Consider the following 17,814-nt stretch of genomic DNA (forward strand, 5'->3'; position numbering starts at 1 on the left):
TTCTTTGCTGGTCGGCTAACGCCAGGCGCCGCTGCGCAGGACCTTGGCGAGGAGCACCGGTGACCAAAGGATCGGATGGCGGCGCTGGCTCTCGGTCAGCTGCAGCTCGACGCCGGAGTGGCTCTTGAGCTTGTGCAGCGCATAGTCGACGCCGCCGTCGAAGGTGAAGGCGGCCTTGAGCACCCGCGCCACCGTCAGCGGCTTGCCGAGCGCGCGACGAAGCGCCCACCTGTCGGCACCGCCCTTCGGCAAGGCATGGCGGCCCTCCGCGTCCGGCGTGCCGAAGAGCGCTGTCGTCAGCGCTTCGTAGCGGCGCAGGTCCGCCTCGACGATGCTGGCCGCACGGCCCTCGGCGTCCTCGGCGCGAAGCTCCGTTCGGTAGGACGCGGCGAGGGCGCCGGTCCAGAACGCTCGCGCGGTGACGGGACCGGAGAAGAGCGGCAGGGCGGCGCTCGCAAAGCTGCGCACGCTGGCGGCGAGGCCGCGCAGCATCCGGGACCGGACCTCTTCGTCCTGAGGCTCCACCACCAGCGTCCTTTGCGCGAAGCGTCCCCAGACCGACGAGAGGAGCGCCGCTTCGCTCGCGCGTCGTTCGAAGGCGGGGAGGGAGAGGACCGAAGCCTTCGCCCGGACCGTCCCGCCCTCGGGCGTCGGCACCTCGAGGTAGAAGACGTTGGGCGGCAGGGCGGCGTTCGCCGCCGCGCTGAGCGCGCGGCCATGAAAGGCGCGGTAGCTGTGCACGAGGACGTAGAGGTCCAGCATCTTCGACGGATCGTCCGACTCGCGCAGCCCCGAGCCGTAGAAGAGAAAGCCTGCGATCGAATCGCGGGGCGCGCGGGCGCGGATCGCCTCGGTCAGCGCGAGCAGGCGGGCGGGGGGCGGGGCCTGCTCCGCCTCGACGACGTCGAGCACCGCATCCGTCACGGCATCACCACCGTCAGGGACCGAGGCGAAGTGACCGTCAGAGGCCCGGTCGGGATGTCCTCGCCGTCGAGGACGAGCGGCGCCTCGGTGTCCAGCCGCAAGGTATGGACGTTGCGGCTGAGGTAGCCGTCGACCGCCGTCCGGTTCGGCTTCATGCCGAGCCAGAGCTGGACCAGGCGGCGGCGCAGGTGGCGGCTGTCGCCCCGCGCCAGGGTCACGCGGATCGGCGCCTTCTCGCGGCCCCAGAAAGGATCGAGGCCGACCATCAGGCCGGGCAGAGTGGTGACGAGGGCGAAGCGCGCGTCCGGGCCGAAGGTCTCGCCGTCGAGGTCCGCCCGCGTCGCGTCAGGCGCCATGATCGCCTTGCGTCGTCCCTTCTCGCCCCACGCGATGCCCGCGACGGCGCCTGCGACCTGCAGGCTGCCCTCAGCGCCCTGAGACTGGATCGCCTCGCGGGCGTAGGCGATGCCGCGCGGCACGGCGCCCGCGGCGAGGAAGAAGCCGAAGAGAGGGTCGCCCGCGCCCTCGACCCTGAGGACGGGCAGGCGGCGGAGGCGGCCGCCCTTCGTCAGGAGGCGGGTGAGGACGCTCGCCTCCCGCGGGGCGCCTGCGATGCGGGCCACGAGATCGGTCATGCCGCCGGGGACGAGGATCAGGCGGGGGGCCGGCGCCCCGGCCTCGACCCGTCGCATGACCGCCGTGGTGACCGCGAGCACGGTGCCGTCGCCGCCTTCGACCGCGATGAGGTCGTGGCCCTCGATCTGCGCCTCGATCGCGCCGAAGTCCGGCACGGCGCGGGCTGCCCCCGGCAGGTCCACGCGCGCGAGCACGGAGCCACGCGTCGCGACCGTGTGGCTCTCGGGGTTCGTCAGCAGGAGAGGCCTCAGCGCGGCCTCTCCCGACTGAGGCAGAGGTAGACGCCGAGGAGCGCGAAGAGGCCGATCGGGAAGGCGATGGCCCAGCCTGGCTTGGTCGCGCCCGCCTCGGCGAAGGAGAGCATGACGCCGTCGAAGATGAGGTAGCCGAAGCCGAGCGCGAGGCAGCCGATCATGGCGAGGTCTCCCGAGGCCTGCCGGCTGAGCTGTTGCATCAGGGGCACGGAGCACAGGACGAGCGCGAGGGCGGCGAGGGGGCGCGTCAGGCGGTGGATGAACCAGGTCTGATAGGTGAAGCCGGGCCGGCTGCCCGAACCTCGCAGCTGCTCGAGCGCCTGCATGTCGGCGAGGGACAGGTCGCGCGGCTCCGCGATGACGCGGTCGAGCGAGGCGGGCGTCTGCTCGCTCCGCCACCGGGCGGAAGGCTTCGGCGCACCGGGCTCCAACGAGACGACGCGGGTGCCGCCGAGTTCCCACTCCTCGTCCCCCCTCCACGTCGCGGTGTCGGCGAAGGTGATCGCGCTCGGCGCTCCGTCCTCGCCGATGTCGTAGATCTGCACGTCGCCGAAGGTCTCGGGTCCGCGCCGGGAGGCGATGCGGACGATCCGGCCCTGGTCGGCGATCCAAAGGGGGTCTTCATCGGAGAGGAGGTCCCCGGAGTAGCCCGGCGCGCCCCAGGACTGAAGGCCGCGCACGGCGCTCGGCATGGCCGTGTCGACGATGAGGATCGACAGGCCGGCGATCAGCAGCGTCATCGGCGCGATCAGCACGACTTGGCGGAAGGCGGAGAGGCCCGCCGCGGTCAGCGCGACGATCTCCCGCCGCCGCACGAGGGAGACGTAGGTCAGGACGACGGCGAGGAGGATCGCGACCAAGAGAGTGCGGTCGAAGATCACCGGCATGCGCTGAATCAGGTAGGTGGTCGCGCCCCCGGCGCCCATCGCCTCGGCCCGCTCGGCGATCTCGGAAGAGTTGGCGAGGCTGTCGAGGAGGCCGATCAGGGTCACGCTCGCGATCGCGGCCATGGCCCAACGGCTGGCGAGCATGCCGCTGAGATAGACGGCGAAGCGGAACTGGCTGCCCCCCATCACGCCCCCGCGGGCACGGGGTTCTGGCGACCGAAGCGCGGAAGCTTGGGCAGGTCGGGCAGCGACTCCATCGGCGGCGGCGCGGCCGTGTAGGCGGAGCGGTAGAAGAGCCACGCGCCGAGGCTCGCGCTGGCGATCACGGCGCCCCAGCAGCCGAGCCAGGCGGGCACCTGGCCGGCCATGCCGGCAGCGCTCGCCGCCTCGAGCGTCTTCTGCAGGAGGACGAGGTAGAGGAGGCCGACGAAGACGCCGCCCGAGCGCTGGGAGCGGTTGAAGCTCATGCCCAGGGGGATGCCGATGAAGGGGAAGGTCATCAAGATGGCGGCGCGGGACAGGCGCGTGTTGAGCGCCGTGCCCGCCGCCCGCGCCTGGTCCTCCGTCAGGCCGCCCTCGGACAGCGCGCCGAGGAGCTCCCCGATTGTCATCTCCTCCTCGTCCACGCCGCGCGGGCGGTAGGCCGTCAGCTCCTCCGCGCCCGCCACGGCGAGGGTGTCGAACCGGACAGACGCTTCGGGCGTGCCGTCCGGCCGGACCACGTAGGACGCGCCGCCGCTGAGGATCAGGCTCGGCACACGCGTCTGGGGATCGACGCGCAGCACGCCTTCGGGCGCGGTCGCGACGCGGATCGTGCCGTCCGGCTGGAGCTCGTGGATGAAGACGCCCGTGACGCCGCCCGTGTCGCCGAGCTCGTCGCGGGTCCAGATCGTGCGGTCGCCGAGCCGCACGAACTTGCCCTCGCGGAAGGCGCCGGTGAATGTCTGCTGCTGCGCGATGTGGACCGCCTCGCGGTACCCGTAGCGACTATGCGGCTGCATGTAGCCTTCGACGAAGACCACGAGCAGCGACAGCATGATGGAGAGGAGGATGAAGGGCTTGGCGAAGCGCGTCAGCGGCACCGAGGAGGCAAGGATCGCCGTCAGCTCCTCGCCGCGGTTGAGACGATCCGTCGCGATGATGGTGCCGAGCAGGAACGCCGCCGGGATGGCGAGGCCGAGATAGTGCGGGATCAGGTTGATCACCATGCGCACCGCGTCCGAGGCCGGGTTCGAGCTGAGCGAGATCACCTCCATGATCCGCAGCATCCGCTCGAGCATCAGGACGGACAGTGCGAGCAGCACCAGTCCGCCGACGACGAACGCAGCGTTCCGAAACACATATCGATCAAGGAGGCTCATGATGATGTGGTAGAGGGACCTTACGTGCAGGGCGAGCAACGTACGGCTGGGTTATGAAGACAAACGCACCGAGAAGGAAGGGCGCGGCCGTCGCGGCTTTGTCCGCGGCCTGTCTGGCCAGCGCCGGGTTGGCGGCGCAGGAACTCGACATCAGGCCTTATGAAGCGCCCGATTCCTGCGATCCTTATGCCGTTCAGCTCAAGATCACCGTGACGGGGATAGAGGCGGCCGTCGGCATCCTTACCGTCGACGTCTACGAGAACGACCCCGACCGCTTCTTGAACAAGAAGGGCCGCGTGCGCCGCATACGGGTGCCGGCCGAGAAGGGCAGCCAGACCGTCTGCATGACGGCGCCGCCCCCGGGCCTCTACGCCGCCGCGACCTATCACGACGAGGACGGCGACCGGGACCTCGACAAGAAGTGGAACCTGATGCCGAAGGAGCCCTTCGCGCTGTCCAACGATCCGAAGCTGAAGCTCGGCTTCCCGCCCATCGAGCCCAGCCTGTTCGAGGTGACCGACCGGGGCGCGGCGATCACCCTCTCGCTGCGCACCGCCGACTGACCGCCGAACCGCGACCGTTCGGTGTCACAGACATGAACAGGATGTGACGGCCGCATGGTAGCGTGGTTAAAAGGGGCGGGCCATGTACCGCTCCTTCGCTAACGCCGAGACGCGCTGGAGCCTGCCCGATGTTCGCCCGCCGCTGGAAAGAACAGAACTACCTGCTCGATAAGATGGGTCTGCGCGAGTTGAACCGCGCCTATGCGACCTATCCGGGCGTCTGGGCCTATGCGATCCTGCTGGTCGCCAGCCTTATCGCGGGCCTCGCGCTCGGCCCGTCCCTCATGGGCGGCGCGCTGTCGGTCGTCGCGGTCGTGCTGCTCTACCCGCTCTTCTGGTACGGGCTGCACCGCTTCGTCCTGCACAGCCAGTTCCTGTACCGCTTCCAGAAGACTTCGGCGCTGTGGAAGCGGATCCACTACGATCACCACCGCCGTCCGAACGACCTGTCGGTCCTCTTCGGCAGCCTCGCCAACACGCTGCCGACGATCGGCATCCTCTGCGGCGTCACCGGGGCGCTGATCGCGGGCTGGCCCGGCTTCTTCCTGGCGGTCGCGACCGGCCTTCTGATGACGATGCTGTACGAGTACGTGCACTGCATCCAGCACCTCGGCTACCTGCCTGACTCGGCGCGCCTTCAGCGCATGAAGCGGCTGCACCTGCTGCACCACTTCCACAACGAGAACGGCAATTACGGCATCACCGAGTTCTGGCCGGACAGGCTGCTCGGTTCGTTCTACGGGGAGGGTGCCGCCAAGCCGCTGCCGCGCAGCGCGACGGTGCGGAACCTCGGCTACACGTCAGAGGTCGCCAAGCGCTACCCCTGGGTCGAGCAGCTCTCCGGCGACGGGACCGACGTGCCGAAGGGGCGGCCCCGTCCGGGCGCGCCGCTCGAGGCGTGAGCCCGCTGGGCGAGGCGCCGGACGCCCTCATCGACGCCGACCTGACGGTCCGCCGCGTAGACGATGCGGCGGGCCGCCGCGCGTTCCTGGACCTGCCTTACACGCTCTACGGGCGCGACCCCAACTTCCGCCCGCCGCTGCGGTTCGAGCGGGCGAGCCACTTGAAGCGGCACCTGAGCGGCAAGGAGCCGACCGAGCAGCACGCGCTGTTCCTTTGCGAGCGGCGCGGCGAGGTCGTCGGGCGCATCGCGGCCTTCCTGAACCGCGCCCATCTGGACCGATACGAAGACGGGGCGGGGCACTTCGGCCTCCTCGCAGCAGTGGACGACCAGAGGGTCGTCGCGGCGCTCCTGCGCGCGGCCGAGGAACACCTGCGCGGCCTCGGGATGACGCAGATCGTCGGGCCCTACGACTTCTCGGTGAACGAGGAGATCGGCCTGCCCGAGAGCGGCTTCGACACGCCCCCCATGCTGATGATGCCTTACGCGCGGCCCGCCCTCGCCGAGGCCGTTGCGGCGACGGGCTACGAGACGAAGATGCGCCTCCTCGCCTTCGTCGTGGACCTCGACGCGCACTACCCGCGGCCGCCCGTCGTTCAGAAGCTCCAGGCGCAGGTGGAGGCCGACCCGAGCCTGCGCCTCCGGAAGATGGAGCCGAAGCGGTTCCGCGAGGACGTCCGGGCCTGCATGGCGATCTTCAACGACGCCTGGGCGAACAATTGGAGCTACCTGCCGTTCTCGGACGAGCAGGTCGATCACGTCGCAAGCGAGCTGAAGCCGCTCCTGGAGCCCGACGCCTTCTGGATCGGCGAGAAGAACGGCGAGCCCATGGCCTTCGTCGTCATGGCGCCGAACGTGAACGAGGCGGCGCGCGACCTTTCCGGGCGGATGCTGCCCTTCGGCTGGGCGAAGCTTCTGTGGCGCCTCAAGCGGCACGAGGTGACGACCGCTCGCATGATGCTGATGGGCGTGAAGCAGGACCTTCAGAAGTCGCGCACCGGCGTGGCTCTGGTCTGCTCGCTCTTCGAGGAGGCGTTCGCCGCGGGCCGCGCCAAGGGCATCAAGACCTGCGAGATGTCCTGGGTGCTCGACAACAACGTCGACGTCCAGCGGCTGATCAAGCTGTCGGGCGCCGAGGTCTACAAGACCTACCGCATGGTCGGAAAGGCGCTCTGAGCCGTGGGCGCAGGGGCGGACAGCACCGGGCAGCCTTCTGCCCTCGTCCTCGCCGGGCGCAGGGGCGGTGACGACCCGCTCCTGGCGGCGCATCCCGGCCTCGCGACCAAGGCCCTTCTTCCCGTCGCGGGCCGACCGATGGTCGAGCGGGTGCTCGAAGCGCTCGACGGCTTCGACGTCTGGATCAGCGGCCTGACCGCCGAAGAAGCGCCTGCGCGCCACATCGCCCCGCCCGCGGCGAGCCCGGCGAGCGCCGTGCTCGCCGCGGCGGAGGCGGGCGCGCCGCTGCCGCTGCTGGTCACCACGGCCGACCACGCGCTGCTCACGCGCGAACTGGTCGATGCCTTCGTCACGCAGGCGAAGGCGAGCGGCGCTGACCTCTGCGTGGGCCTTACCCGGCGCGAGGCGATCGAGGCGCGCTTTCCCGGCGTCTCGCGGACCTATCTGCGGTTCCGCGGCGCCGAGGTCTCGGGTTGCAACCTCTTCTACCTGGCGAACGAGCGCGGCCTCGAAGGCGTGCGCTTCTGGCGGCGCGCCGAGGCGGACCGGAAGCGGCCCCTGCGCCTCGCGCGCCGGATCGGACCTTCCGTCCTGGTCGCATACGCCCTCAAGCGTCTCACGCTCGGCGGGCTCTTCGAGCACGCTTCCCGCCGCCTCGGTGCGAACGTCGCTCCCATCCTGCTCGCGGACGGCGCCGCCGCGGTGGACGTGGACAAGCCCTCGGACCTCGCCCTCGTCGAGGCCGTCCTGAGAGGCGAGGCATGAGCGCGGGGCGGGCGGAGCGCCTGCCGGGGTCCACCGGCATGGGGCGGCGCGTTCGGCGCAACACCGGCCTGATGGTCGGCGCCAAGATCGGCGGCGGCGTCCTGTCGCTCGGCGCGCTCGCGGTCGCGACGCGCGCTCTGACCCCGGCGGAGTTCGGCACGCTCGTCTTCGTCCATGCCCTCGTCCTCGTCTTCACCGAGGCGGTGACCTTCGAATCCTGGCTGACCGTCGTGCGCTTCGGCGCCGAGGCGAAGGCGGCGAAGGACGACGAGCGCTACGCGCGGACCGTCCGCTTCTGCGCGACGCTCGACGCGGTCGCCGCCGCCGCCGCCTTCAGCCTCGCCGTCCTCGTCTGCAGCCTCAGCGTCGAGGCCTCGGGCGCGCTGTCGGTGCTGCCGCTGCCGGTGCTCCTGTCCTACCTCACCCTCATCCTCTTCAAGCAGACCTCGGCGAGCCTCGGCGTCCTTCGCCTCAGCGGTCGCTTCGCGGTCCTCGCGGCGCAGTCCGTCGTCATCTCGACCCTTCGCCTCGTCGGTGGGCTCGTGGTCCTGTTCCTCGGCGGCGGGCTGATCGGCTTCCTCTGCGCCTGGTACGCCGCGTCCTTGACCTCCTACCTCATCCTCATGGTCCTCGGCTGGCGGGCGCTCGGCGAGGACGGCGACCGGGCGCTCGTCTTCTCCGGCGGACCGACGCTGAAGGCGCCGGCCGAAGGGGTGTGGAAGTTCGCCTGGCTCACCAACCTCGATGCGAGCCTCGGCTCGGGCACGACGCAACTTCCGCTCGTCCTGACCGGGATCGCGGGCGGCGCGCACGCTTCGGCGCTCTTCAAGGTCGGCCAGGAGGTCGCCTCCATCCTCTCCAAGAGCACGAAGGCCATCGACCGGGTCATCTATCCCGAGCTCGCCACGCTGACCGCGCGGGGCGAGGGCGGCCGCGTCGTCGGCGTGGTGCTGCGCACGGGCGCGGCGCTCCTGGCCTTCGGCGGCGCGCTCAGCCTCGCTTTCGGGATCGCGGGGCCGCCGCTCCTCGCAGGGCTCCTGGGCAGGCCGATCTACGCCGAGGCGGCGACGATCTCCGTCCTCTTGCTGCTCGCCGCGGCGCTCGGCGGCGCGGTCGCGCCGCTCTTTCCCGCCTTCTACGCGACGGGGCACCCGGGCAAGCCGCTGATCGCCAGGGCCGCGGGGCTCGTGACGCTCCTCGCCGCCTTCTTCCCGCTCACCGGCCGCTTCGGCGTCGAGGGCGCGGGCCTGGCCCTCCTCGCGAGCAGCCTCGCGACCGTCGCCGTCGCCGTTCTCCTGGCACGCGGGCACGCCTGGCAGGGCGCCGGCGGTCAGGCGGCCGGCCAGACCTTCGACAAAGCCTCCTTCGCCGCCGCAGCCACGTCGCCGACGGAGGCCGAGAGGTCCGGAACGCCCGGCCACCCTACGTCCCGCTTCTCGCTGCCCGCGAAGGCGCGCGGCGTCTCGTAGCGGGGAAGGATGTGCGCGTGGACGTGAGGATCGACCATCATCAAGGTCAGGTAGTTGATCTTGTCGGGCGCGAAGGCCGCCCGCAGCGCCGCCTCGACGTCGCGCACGACGCTCGCCTGCTCGGCGAAGGCCTCGTCCGGCAGGGCGGAGACTGCGGTCACCTCCGCATGCGCCACCATCACCATCGCGCCCAGGGTCGCCTGCTTGGGCCGGATCAGGACGGACCAGTGCCGATAGGCATGGATCAGGCTTCCGTCCCCACCGAACTTCTCATAGGTCGAATGATGCCTCACTCCGCTCTCCGTTCTCTTCCGCGCTTCTGCCTGGGGGTAGCATGACCCCTGATACCGTCGCCAACGCCGCCGTGGCCTCGTCCGATCCTGCAGAGCAGCCACTGCGCGTCGTCGGCTCGCTGCCCGTTCGCCTCTACGGTCTCGACCTCGACGAGTGGCAGGCGCGGGCGTGGTCGAAGGCGGGCGTGGGGAACGCGCAGGGGCGCATCCTCGTCGATGCGGCTTGGATCCTCTCCCCGGCGCTGATGCGGGCGCTCGTCAGGCGGCCGGGCACGGCGCTGGTCGAGCGAACCGCGACGGGACAGCGGCGCCTGGCGGCCGCCCACCTTCCGGCGGGCGAAGCCGAGGCACCGATCGCCGCGATGATGCAGGCCGACCTCGACGAGGGCGCGCTCGAAGCGCTGGGCCTCGCGCCCTACGACGCCGAGGGGCTGGCGGGCCGCTACGATCACCAGCTGCGCAAGCGCGAGGCGCCCTACGCGCTCGACCTTCTCTCGACCGCCCCGTCCGACGTCGAGTGGCGCCTGTTCCAGTCCGCCTACAAGGGCGTGACGGACTTCGTCACCAAGTACGCCTGGCCGCGTCCGGCCTTCGCGGTGACGCGCTGGGCGGCGGGCGCGGGCCTCACGCCCAACATGGTGACGACCGCCAGCCTGGTTCTGACGATCCTCGCCTTCTTCTTCTTCATGCAAGGGCAGTGGGTCCTAGGCTTCCTGAGCGGCTGGGGCATGACCTTCCTCGATACCGTGGACGGCAAGCTCGCACGCACGACGATGACGAGTTCCAAGTGGGGCAACCGGTTCGACCACGGCCTCGACCTGATCCACCCGCCGTTCTGGTACTGGGCCTGGTATCAGGGGACGGTGCAGAGCGGCGCGTTCCCGGGCGTCGCGCCCGAGTGGCTCGAGCTGTCCTTGTGGATCATCCTCGTCGGCTACTGCGCGGACCGCGTGGTCGAGGGCATCTTCATCCGCAGGCACGGCTTCCACATCCACGTCTGGCGTCCGGCGGACAGCCTTCTTCGGTCGTTCAGCGCGCGTCGCAACCCGAACATGTTCGTCTTCATGGTCGCGGTGATCCTCGCCGCGCCGGCGGTCGGGATCGCGGTCGTCGCCGCCTGGACGGCGATCTGCCTCGTCTTCCATGCCGTGCGCCTCTTCGAGGCAGAGGGCGGCGAGCAGACTTCGTGGTTGGAGGCGGCGTGAGCCTAGCGATCTTCGACATCGACCTGACGCTGACGCGCAAGCCGACCTGGCGGCAGTTCCTTCTCTTCGCGAACGAGGGGAAGCCGGGCTTCGCCGCTCGCCTCGGCGCCGCGATGGCGCCCGCCGCTCTCGCCTACGGCCTGCGTCAGGGCACGCGCATGCAGGTCAAGGAGGCGGCGCTTCGGACCGGCCTTGCGGGCCGGACGGAGGCCGAGCTTCGGCCGCTGGCCGAACGATTCGTGGATCGACTGGTCACGGAGGGACTGCGCAAGAAGGCGCAGGGCGTGATCGCCTCGCACAAAGCCGACGGACACGGCGTCGCGGTCGCGACGGCGGCGGTGGACCTGATCGTCGATCCGCTCTGCGACCGCCTCGGGATCGAGACGCGGCTCTGCACCCCGATGGCGTGGAAGGACGGCGTGCTGCAAGACCACTTCTCGGGGCCGAACTGCTACGCCGAGGAGAAGGAGCGACAGGTCCGCGCGCTGCTGGAGAAGCGCGGCGAGGACCTCGCCGCCTTCTACTCCGATCACGTCAGCGACCTCGGGCTCCTCAAGCTCGCGCGGCGCGGCGTCGCGGTGAACCCTTCGCCCGCGCTCGCCGGGGTGGTCGCCGCCGAAGGGCTCGAAATGGAGGACTGGGACGCATGAAGGCCATCATCCTCAGCGCCGGACGCGGCTCGCGCCTTCTGCCTCTGACCGCGGCGCGGCCGAAGTGCCTGCTCGACGTCGGCGGCGTCACCGTAGTGCGGCATCAGATCGGCGCGCTCGCGAGGGCAGGGGTGGACGATATCACCGTCATCACCGGCTTCCTGCCCCACCTCGTCGAGGAGGACGTGGCGCGTCACGGGACGAATGCGGACGTGCGCTGCCAGTTCAATCCGTTCTATCAGATCGCGGACAACCTCGCCTCGTGCTGGATGGCGCGGGGGCGGATGACGAGCGACTTCCTCCTCATCAACGGCGATACGCTGTTCGAAGACGCGCTGCTCGAACGCGTCCTCTCCGCGCCGCCCGCCGCCGTGTCCGTCACCGTCGACAAGAAGGCCGCCTACGACGAGGACGACATGAAGGTGACGCTGCGCGGCACGCAGCTCATGGGCATCGGCAAGACGCTCAACCACTCCGAGACCGACGCCGAGTCGATCGGCATGCTGCGCTTCATGGGGGACGGGCCGCGCGTCTTCACCGATCGCCTCGAAGCGATGATGCGCAGCCCCGAGGGCGTGCGCTCCTGGTTCCTGAAGGCGATCGACGGGCTCGCGAAGTCCGGGATCACCGTCGAGACCTGCTCGATCGAGGGCTGCACCTGGTCCGAGCTCGACACGCCGGAGGACTACGAGGCCGTCCGCTCCCTGTTCGGCTGACTCAGGCCGTTGCGGGCGCCTGCTGCCGGGCGACCACGGCACGCGTCGCGAAGACGAGGCTCGCGCAGGCCGCCGCGCACCACAGCGCCATGCCGTAGAGCTGCGCTTCGTAGGGCACGCCGAAGTCGAGGAGCGGACCGACGAGCCCCGGGCCGATCGCCGTCGCCACGACCATGCCGGAGCTTACGAGCGCGCGGACCCCGCCGAGGTAGCGCGTGCCGTAGACCTCAGGCCAGAGCGCGCCGAACAGCGTCGAGGAGAGGCCGTAGGAGACCCCGAGCAGCGCCATGAAGACGAAGACGCCCGCCGCGCTGTGCGTCACCGCGACCGCGATGCAAGCGCTCGCGAGGGGCAGGAGGAAGAAGGGCAGGATCCTTACCGCGCCGAATCGGTCGACCAGCCGTCCGCAGACGAGCGCGAAGATGACGGTGAGCGCCGCCTTCACCGGGAAGGCGAGGGCGAAGACCGCCGGGTCGAGACCCCGGATCTCCGCCAGCGTGCCGAGGTAGAAGAAGATCGTCGTGCCGATGAAGGGCGGGGCGAGGACGCCCGTCAGCAGGAGGTAGAAGAGCGGGTCGCGCGCGACCTCACCTTGCGTCCAGCTTCGCACCGGCGAGACCGCCGCCGCCTCCTCGTTTCGGGGCGCGCGCTCCTTGCGGAGGAGACCGGTGATGAGCGGCAGCGCGAGGATGAGGACCGCCGCCGAGCCGAGCCAGATGCCGCGGAAGCCGTAGGCCGCCGCGAGCGCGACGCTCAGCGCGGGCAGGATCGCCTCGCCGCCCTGATAGCCGAGGACGACGAGCGAGGTCGCGCGCCCCCGGCTCGCCGCGAACCAGCGGCCGGTCTCGGTCAGCGCGATGTGGCTCATCATGCCCTGGCCGAGGAGGCGCAGGAGGAAGAGCGCGAGGACCAGGAGCGCGACGTTCGGCGCGTAGGCGAGGAGGACGCAGGCCCCTGCGAGCGCAGGCATGGTGAAGGCCGTCACCCGCCATCCCGGCGCGACGTCGAGGACGCGGCCCAAGAAGGGCAGGGTGGCGGCGCTGCCGAGCGTCGCGGTCATGTAGAGGAGACCGAGCCCGCCGTCGGAGAGCGAGAAGTGCGCCCTGATCTCCGCGCTCGACAGACCGATGAAGAAGGTCTGCCCGAACGACGAGAACATGGTGAGGAGGAAGCCGCCGAAGAGCCAGCGGAGGTTCTGACGGATGAAGGTAAGCACGGGCTGGCTTTGCGCTGCGGTGCAGCATCTGTGAACCCCTCGGTTCCCGAATTGAAACGCCCAGCGTTCACAGGCGTTAGAGGAGGAACCGAACCCGCTTCCGCAGGTAACCTTATGACCCGTTCCGCCCTCCTCGCCGCCCTCGCAGCGACCGCCGCTTGGCCTGCCTTCGCCGCCGCTCAGCAGGACACGGTGCGAGGGCTCGACCGGGAGCAGCCCGTGCCGAAGGTCTCCGAGCAGTTGAAGGATCAGAAGACCGCGGACGTGACCGTCGTCGGGCACGTCCTCAAGCCGAAATCCGTCGAGCCGAGCGCGAAGGGCATGGAGCGCCTCGCCCTGCCCGAAGGGTTCACGATCGACGTCTTCGCCGAGGACCTCGTCAACCCGCGCATGATCCGCGTCGCGGACGACGGCACCGTCTACGTCACGCGCAGAGAGGTCGGCGACGTTCTGATGCTGCGTGACGAGGACGGCGACGGGAAGGCGGACAGCCAGAAGGTCGTCGCGTCCCGTCCGATGATGCACGGCATCGAGATCGACGGCGACGACGTGTACCTCATGACCGTATCAGAGCTGTTCCACGCGACGAGGAACGAGGACGGCACGTTCGGCGAGCTCGAACGCCTGATCGACGACCTGCCCGAAGGCGGTCAGCACGCGAACCGCATGGTGGTGAGGGGCGGGGACGGGAACCTCTACGTCTCGGTCGGCTCGACCTGCAACGCCTGCGACGAGACGAACCCCGAGAACGCGACGATCCTTCAGGTGAAGCCGGACGGCTCTTCGCGGAAGATCTACGCTTCGGGCCTCCGCAACACGATCGGCTACGGCTTCTCGCCCGACACCGGAGAGCTCTACGGCTTCGACCACGGCATCGACTGGCTCGGCGACGACGAGCAGCCAGAAGAGATCAACAAGATCGAAGAGGGGGCGAAGTACGGCTGGCCCTACGTCTACGGCGATCAGATGACGAACCCGCAGGACGAGCCCTCGGGCGGGATCACCGCCGAGGAGTGGGCGGCGCAGAGTCATGGGCCGATCGGGCTCTACACGCCGCACTCCGCCCCGATGCAGCTCGCCTTCTACGACGGCGAAGCGTTCCCCGAGGACTATCGCGGCGACGCCTTCGTCGCCATGCGCGGCTCGTGGAACCGCCTGCCGCCCTCGGGCTACGAGGTCGTGCGCCTCGACTTCGAAAACGGCGAGCCCGTGGGCATCGAGCCCTTCTTGTCAGGCTTCGTCTACGAGGACGAGGAGAGCCCGTCCGGCTGGTCGCAGATGGGCCGCCTTTGCGGCCTCGCGCAGGGACCGGACGGCGCGCTCTACCTTTCGGACGACACGAACGGGGTGATCTACAAGATCGCCTATGACGGCGAAGGGGCGGGGCGTGAGGCGCCGCGCATGACCAACGCTGAGCGGGTGACGAACGGCCTCATCACCGCCGCGGCACCGGACCCCACGCCGCAGAAGGTCGCGAAGCTGTCGAGCGAGCAGGTGAAGGCGAAGGGCAAGCTGCAGGTCAGCTCGGCCGACTTCTCCGAGGGCGGCGCCATTGACGAGAACCAGGCCGCCGAGGGCGACAACGCCTCGCCCGCCGTCTCGTGGGAAGGCGCGCCCAAGAAGACTAGGAGCTTTGCCCTTCTGATGGAGGACCCGGACGCGCCCGAGGACGCGCCGATCATTCACTGGGTCGCCTACGACATCCCAGCGGACGTCACGAGCCTGCCCGAAGGCCTGTCCGGCGCGCCCGCCGTCGAGGTGCCCGCGAAGTTCTATCAGGGTGCGAACGACAACGGCTCGACCGGCTATTACGGCCCGCGCCCGCCTGAAGGTCAGACGCACAGCTACCACGTCCAGGTCTACGCGCTCGACAAGGAGCTGGGCTTGCCGCACGGCGCGACGAGGCAGCAGGTCGTCGAGGCGATGAAGGGCCACGTGTTGGCGATGGGCGAGACGGTCGGAAGCTACACGCGGCCTGCGGAAGGGCAGGGGGACTGATCCGGCCTAGGGCAGTCCCGTCAGTGCGCTGACGGTGAGCCGTCCCTGCCGGTCCCAGTCGAGCTGCCGGTGTTCGCCCTGCAAGACGGGCAGCGGCACGGCGCGGGGACGGAAGAGGACGACGTTGGTGCCGCCGGGCGCTCTGACGCTGTCGTAGATCAGGCCGTCCTCGCCAGGCTCCGCCCGCGGCCAGCGCCGCTGCGCCGCGAAGCCTTGCGGCAAGGCGTAGTCGTCAGGCGCGTAGAGGTCTTCGGGTCCGCCCCTGACATCGAGAAGCTCCGCGTCGAGCGTCGTGGCCAAGCCGCGAAGCTGGATCGTGTTCGGGAAGCCGCCCTCCGACGCGCGCAGGCGGCGCTCGTTGTGATAGGCCGCTTCGCTGACCGCCGTTTCCTCTTCGGTCGCGGCGTACCAGGCGCCGAGTTCGGGCCCGTTGAACCGGCCGCCCGTCTCAGCCGTGTAGATGAAGGCCGCCACGACCCAGGTCGCGCCGTCGCCAGGCTCGGGCAGCGAGCCTTCCGGCAGGACCGCGAGCCGCCGGGCAGGGTCGGCGAGGCGGGCGTTGGTCGCAGCTTCCAGCTCGAAGGCGAGCCGCTGTTCTTCCTCGGTGTCGTAGAGGCCGTCGAAGACATCGACCGGCGGGTAGCGGCTGTCGATGTAGCGGTAGACGGGGCCTGAGAGGCGGGAGCGGGCCTCGCTCACCGACCGCCGCGCCAGGCGTCGAGGTAGGCGCGCGTCCGGTGCAGCGCGAAGAGGCCGCCCTGCATCATGACCTCGATCGGCGCGTGGCCGCCGAAGGGCAGGTCGGTGTTCGCCGCCTTCAGCCAGCGAAGCCCCGCCTCGTCGCGCGCGAAGATCGTCTTGAGCCCCTTCTCGATGCCGAGGCAGAGGGAGACACGCTCCATCTGATCGCGCGTCAGCTCGACCGTGCCCCCGGCCTCCGCCGCCTTGCGCCAGCGGTGATAGGTCGGGCGGGAGACGTCGCCCAGAAGCGCGCGCTGCTCGTCGATCGAGAGGCCCCACCGCTCGCAGAGCCGCGCGAAGAGCTTGATCGCCCCGGCCCCGCCCGCACGGCGGCGCACGGGGTCGGTCAGGATCGTGTCCGGCGGCGTGACCGGGCGAAGCGGCAGCGGCGAGATAGGCTGAAGCATCGTGACCTCAAATGATCTCTTGCGTATCATATGAGACATAGCGGGTAGAATGCAAGGGGCTCGGGAACGATACGGAGCAGCCCGCTAACGCAGCATCTCCAGGCTCAAGCCGCCCGCCAACACGATCAAGGTCGAGCCGACCGCGAGGTTGAAGACCCGCATCGCCGCCGGGCGGCTCAGCACCCGGCGCATAGACCGGCCCGCGAGTGCCCAGCTGCCAACGCCGATCAAGCATAGGACGAAGTAGAGCACCGTGAAGACGCCGAGCCGGGGCAGGTCGCCTGCGAGCTGAAACAAAGAGACGGCGGCGAGGCAGGCAGCCCAAGCCTTCGGGTTGATCCATTGCAGCACCGCGCCCTGCCAGAAGCGGGGCAGGCTCGGCTTCGCCTCATCGAGGCCGCTCGGCGCGGTCGCGATCTTGATCCCGAAGTAGACGATGACGAGCGCCCCAGCGGCGCCCATCACGCGCTGCCAGCCGTCGCCGAAGCCGAAGAGGAGGTTCGCCGCGAGGCCGACCGCGAGGAGGAGGGAGGTGAAGCCGATGGTCGATCCGAGGACGAAGGGGAAGGCGCTGCGCGGGCCGTGATGCAGCCCGGCGGCGAGGGTGATCATGTTCACCGGTCCGGGCGAGATCGACATGGTCAGGGCGAACGCCCCCATCGCGAGCAGGTTGGTCATGGCGGGTCTCCTTCCGACCCGACCTATCGCGCCGCCAGGCGTTCGATTATCCCGTCCTTATCGATTTCACTGTTCGATGGGGCCGTATGATGCTCGACCGCCTGAAAGCGCTGACGACCTTCGCTGCGATCCTGGAGGAGGGCTCGTTCCGCGGCGCCGCGCGACGGCTCGGAATCACGCCCTCGACCGTGAGCTATCACGTCGGCGAGCTGGAAGCGTTCCTGGGCGCGCCTCTCCTGCGCCGGAGCACGCGCAGGCTCGCGCCGACCGAGCTGGGCCTCGAGGTCGGGCGGGAGGCCAAGACGATCCTCGCGGCGGCGGAGAGCGCTCTGGGCGCAGCCGGAAGGGCGGGCGGACAGTTGAGGGGGACGCTCTCGCTGACGATGACCTCGGCCCTCATCGGGGCAGGCATCGCCGAGCGTATCGCCGCCTTCGTGCAAGCGCACCCGCAGGCGCGGTTCCGGCTCGACGTCTCGGACGCCGCAGCGGACCTCGTCGGCGAACGCTACGACCTCGCTCTTCGCGCCGGGACGCTGGCGGACAGCGCGCTCAAGTCGCGGCGGATCGGCGCCGTCGAGCGCGTGATCGTCCGCGCACCCGCTTACCGCACGCCGCCCGGGGCGGGGCCGGACCGTCTCGACTGGATCATGCTCGAGAGCATGCCGCCCAAGCGGCGCCTGACCTCACCAGCGGGCGACGAGGTGGAGGTCGAGCCGAAGGCCGTCACGACCGTCGGCAGCCTCGAGGCGATGATCGAGCTTTGCGTCGCGGGCATCGGCATCGCGACGCCGCCGCGCCACCGGGTGGCGGGCGAACTCGCTGCCGGGACGCTGACCGAGGCGCTGCCGGGCTGGTCGATCCCGCCCATCGACCTCTACGCCGTCTGGCCAGCCGCGAAGACGGAGTCCCCTCTGCGCAGGGCGTTTCTCGACGAGGCGCTGCGGTCCTGGTCGCCGCCGAAGCGGTAGGGTGCG

Annotated in this window: 18 protein-coding genes; 9 read left to right on the plus strand and 9 right to left on the minus strand. The window is 70.2% G+C overall.

What is annotated here, in order from left to right:
• Positions 1-15 precede the first annotated feature (15 nt).
• From GGQ59_RS09030 to GGQ59_RS09045, 4 genes are read right to left on the minus strand one after another with little or no spacing between them, the layout of a single operon-like run.
• Positions 16-924, minus strand: a complete 909-nt coding sequence (locus GGQ59_RS09030) for a hypothetical protein (RefSeq protein WP_183817732.1) — start codon at positions 922-924, stop codon at positions 16-18.
• A complete protein-coding gene (locus tag GGQ59_RS09035) occupies positions 921-1,754 on the minus strand; it encodes a diacylglycerol kinase family protein (RefSeq protein ID WP_183817734.1) in 834 nt (277 codons plus the stop codon). The genes GGQ59_RS09030 and GGQ59_RS09035 overlap by 4 nt, the downstream gene beginning before the upstream one ends.
• Positions 1,755-1,807: 53 nt before the next feature.
• Complete coding sequence (locus GGQ59_RS09040; RefSeq protein ID WP_183817736.1) at positions 1,808-2,887, minus strand: LptF/LptG family permease; 1,080 nt, start codon at positions 2,885-2,887, stop codon at positions 1,808-1,810.
• Positions 2,887-4,062, minus strand: coding sequence for an LptF/LptG family permease (locus GGQ59_RS09045; RefSeq protein ID WP_183817738.1), 1,176 nt, complete (start codon positions 4,060-4,062; stop codon positions 2,887-2,889). The genes GGQ59_RS09040 and GGQ59_RS09045 overlap by 1 nt, the downstream gene beginning before the upstream one ends.
• Positions 4,063-4,115: 53 nt before the next feature.
• On the opposite strand from GGQ59_RS09045, the gene GGQ59_RS09050 reads away from it, so the two are divergent.
• From GGQ59_RS09050 to GGQ59_RS09065, 4 genes are all read left to right on the plus strand, one after another.
• A complete protein-coding gene (locus GGQ59_RS09050) occupies positions 4,116-4,625 on the plus strand; it encodes a DUF2141 domain-containing protein (RefSeq protein ID WP_183817740.1) in 510 nt (169 codons plus the stop codon).
• Between the two features lie 128 nt (positions 4,626-4,753).
• A complete protein-coding gene (locus GGQ59_RS09055; protein WP_183817742.1) occupies positions 4,754-5,527 on the plus strand; it encodes a sterol desaturase family protein in 774 nt (257 codons plus the stop codon).
• On the plus strand, positions 5,524-6,702 hold the full coding sequence (locus GGQ59_RS09060; RefSeq protein WP_183817744.1) for a hypothetical protein: 1,179 nt from the start codon (positions 5,524-5,526) through the stop codon (positions 6,700-6,702). Before GGQ59_RS09055 ends, GGQ59_RS09060 begins: the two co-directional genes overlap by 4 nt.
• A gap of 3 nt (positions 6,703-6,705) precedes the next feature.
• Positions 6,706-7,467, plus strand: a complete 762-nt coding sequence (locus GGQ59_RS09065; RefSeq protein WP_183817745.1) for an NTP transferase domain-containing protein — start codon at positions 6,706-6,708, stop codon at positions 7,465-7,467.
• A 1,330-nt stretch (positions 7,468-8,797) separates the two neighbouring features.
• Here the strand turns inward: GGQ59_RS09065 and GGQ59_RS15440 are convergent.
• Positions 8,798-9,229: an HIT domain-containing protein gene (locus GGQ59_RS15440; RefSeq protein ID WP_183817747.1), complete on the minus strand. Its 432-nt coding sequence runs from the start codon at positions 9,227-9,229 to the stop codon at positions 8,798-8,800.
• 41 nt (positions 9,230-9,270) lie between these two features.
• Between GGQ59_RS15440 and GGQ59_RS09075 the strand changes: the two genes are divergently transcribed.
• The 3 genes from GGQ59_RS09075 to GGQ59_RS09085 are packed head-to-tail and all read left to right on the plus strand — an operon-like array spanning position 9,271 to position 11,800.
• Complete coding sequence (locus GGQ59_RS09075) at positions 9,271-10,434, plus strand: CDP-alcohol phosphatidyltransferase family protein (protein WP_183817749.1); 1,164 nt, start codon at positions 9,271-9,273, stop codon at positions 10,432-10,434.
• The gene (locus GGQ59_RS09080; RefSeq protein ID WP_183817751.1) at positions 10,431-11,084 is read left to right on the plus strand and encodes an HAD family hydrolase; all 654 of its coding nucleotides are present in this window, start codon (positions 10,431-10,433) and stop codon (positions 11,082-11,084) included. Before GGQ59_RS09075 ends, GGQ59_RS09080 begins: the two co-directional genes overlap by 4 nt.
• Entirely contained in the window at positions 11,081-11,800 is a 720-nt protein-coding gene (locus GGQ59_RS09085; RefSeq protein ID WP_183817753.1) for a phosphocholine cytidylyltransferase family protein, read from the plus strand. Before GGQ59_RS09080 ends, GGQ59_RS09085 begins: the two co-directional genes overlap by 4 nt.
• Before the next feature lies 1 nt (position 11,801).
• Here the strand turns inward: GGQ59_RS09085 and GGQ59_RS09090 are convergent, their stop codons facing one another.
• A complete protein-coding gene (locus GGQ59_RS09090) occupies positions 11,802-13,016 on the minus strand; it encodes an MFS transporter (RefSeq protein WP_221400966.1) in 1,215 nt (404 codons plus the stop codon).
• Between the two features lie 114 nt (positions 13,017-13,130).
• Between GGQ59_RS09090 and GGQ59_RS09095 the strand changes: the two genes are divergently transcribed.
• Entirely contained in the window at positions 13,131-15,014 is a 1,884-nt protein-coding gene (locus GGQ59_RS09095; RefSeq protein WP_183817755.1) for a YbhB/YbcL family Raf kinase inhibitor-like protein, read from the plus strand.
• 6 nt (positions 15,015-15,020) lie between these two features.
• On the opposite strand, the gene GGQ59_RS09100 is transcribed toward GGQ59_RS09095, so the two are convergent.
• The 3 genes from GGQ59_RS09100 to GGQ59_RS09110 all read right to left on the minus strand — a co-directional run bounded on the left by GGQ59_RS09100 (position 15,021) and on the right by GGQ59_RS09110 (position 16,840).
• Positions 15,021-15,713: an RES domain-containing protein gene (locus GGQ59_RS09100; protein ID WP_183817757.1), complete on the minus strand. Its 693-nt coding sequence runs from the start codon at positions 15,711-15,713 to the stop codon at positions 15,021-15,023.
• A complete protein-coding gene (locus GGQ59_RS09105; protein ID WP_183817759.1) occupies positions 15,710-16,162 on the minus strand; it encodes an antitoxin Xre/MbcA/ParS toxin-binding domain-containing protein in 453 nt (150 codons plus the stop codon). The genes GGQ59_RS09100 and GGQ59_RS09105 overlap by 4 nt, the downstream gene beginning before the upstream one ends.
• Before the next feature lie 84 nt (positions 16,163-16,246).
• Positions 16,247-16,840 (minus strand): LysE family translocator, encoded by a 594-nt coding sequence (locus tag GGQ59_RS09110; protein ID WP_183817761.1) that lies wholly within the window; start codon positions 16,838-16,840, stop codon positions 16,247-16,249.
• Between the two features lie 89 nt (positions 16,841-16,929).
• Here GGQ59_RS09110 and GGQ59_RS09115 point away from each other — a divergent pair, with 89 nt between their 5' ends.
• Positions 16,930-17,808: a LysR family transcriptional regulator gene (locus GGQ59_RS09115; protein WP_183817763.1), complete on the plus strand. Its 879-nt coding sequence runs from the start codon at positions 16,930-16,932 to the stop codon at positions 17,806-17,808.
• Positions 17,809-17,814: the final 6 nt, after the last annotated feature.

Origin of the sequence: Parvularcula dongshanensis, assembly GCF_014199615.1 — a bacterium.
GTDB lineage: Bacteria > Pseudomonadota > Alphaproteobacteria > Caulobacterales > Parvularculaceae > Parvularcula > Parvularcula dongshanensis.

Bases quoted from the DNA above. Each gene is read 5' to 3' on its own strand.
- GGQ59_RS09040 (WP_183817736.1), bottom strand. From the start codon at position 2,887: ATGGGGGGCAGCCAGTTCCGCTTCGCCGTCTATCTCAGCGGCATGCTC.
- GGQ59_RS09045 (WP_183817738.1), bottom strand. From the start codon at position 4,062: ATGAGCCTCCTTGATCGATATGTGTTTCGGAACGCTGCGTTCGTCGTC.
- GGQ59_RS09050 (WP_183817740.1), top strand. From the start codon at position 4,116: ATGAAGACAAACGCACCGAGAAGGAAGGGCGCGGCCGTCGCGGCTTTG.
- GGQ59_RS09055 (WP_183817742.1), top strand. From the start codon at position 4,754: ATGTTCGCCCGCCGCTGGAAAGAACAGAACTACCTGCTCGATAAGATG.
- GGQ59_RS09075 (WP_183817749.1), top strand. From the start codon at position 9,271: ATGACCCCTGATACCGTCGCCAACGCCGCCGTGGCCTCGTCCGATCCT.
- GGQ59_RS09085 (WP_183817753.1), top strand. From the start codon at position 11,081: ATGAAGGCCATCATCCTCAGCGCCGGACGCGGCTCGCGCCTTCTGCCT.
- GGQ59_RS09095 (WP_183817755.1), top strand. From the start codon at position 13,131: ATGACCCGTTCCGCCCTCCTCGCCGCCCTCGCAGCGACCGCCGCTTGG.
- GGQ59_RS09105 (WP_183817759.1), bottom strand. From the start codon at position 16,162: ATGCTTCAGCCTATCTCGCCGCTGCCGCTTCGCCCGGTCACGCCGCCG.
- GGQ59_RS09110 (WP_183817761.1), bottom strand. From the start codon at position 16,840: ATGACCAACCTGCTCGCGATGGGGGCGTTCGCCCTGACCATGTCGATC.
- GGQ59_RS09115 (WP_183817763.1), top strand. From the start codon at position 16,930: ATGCTCGACCGCCTGAAAGCGCTGACGACCTTCGCTGCGATCCTGGAG.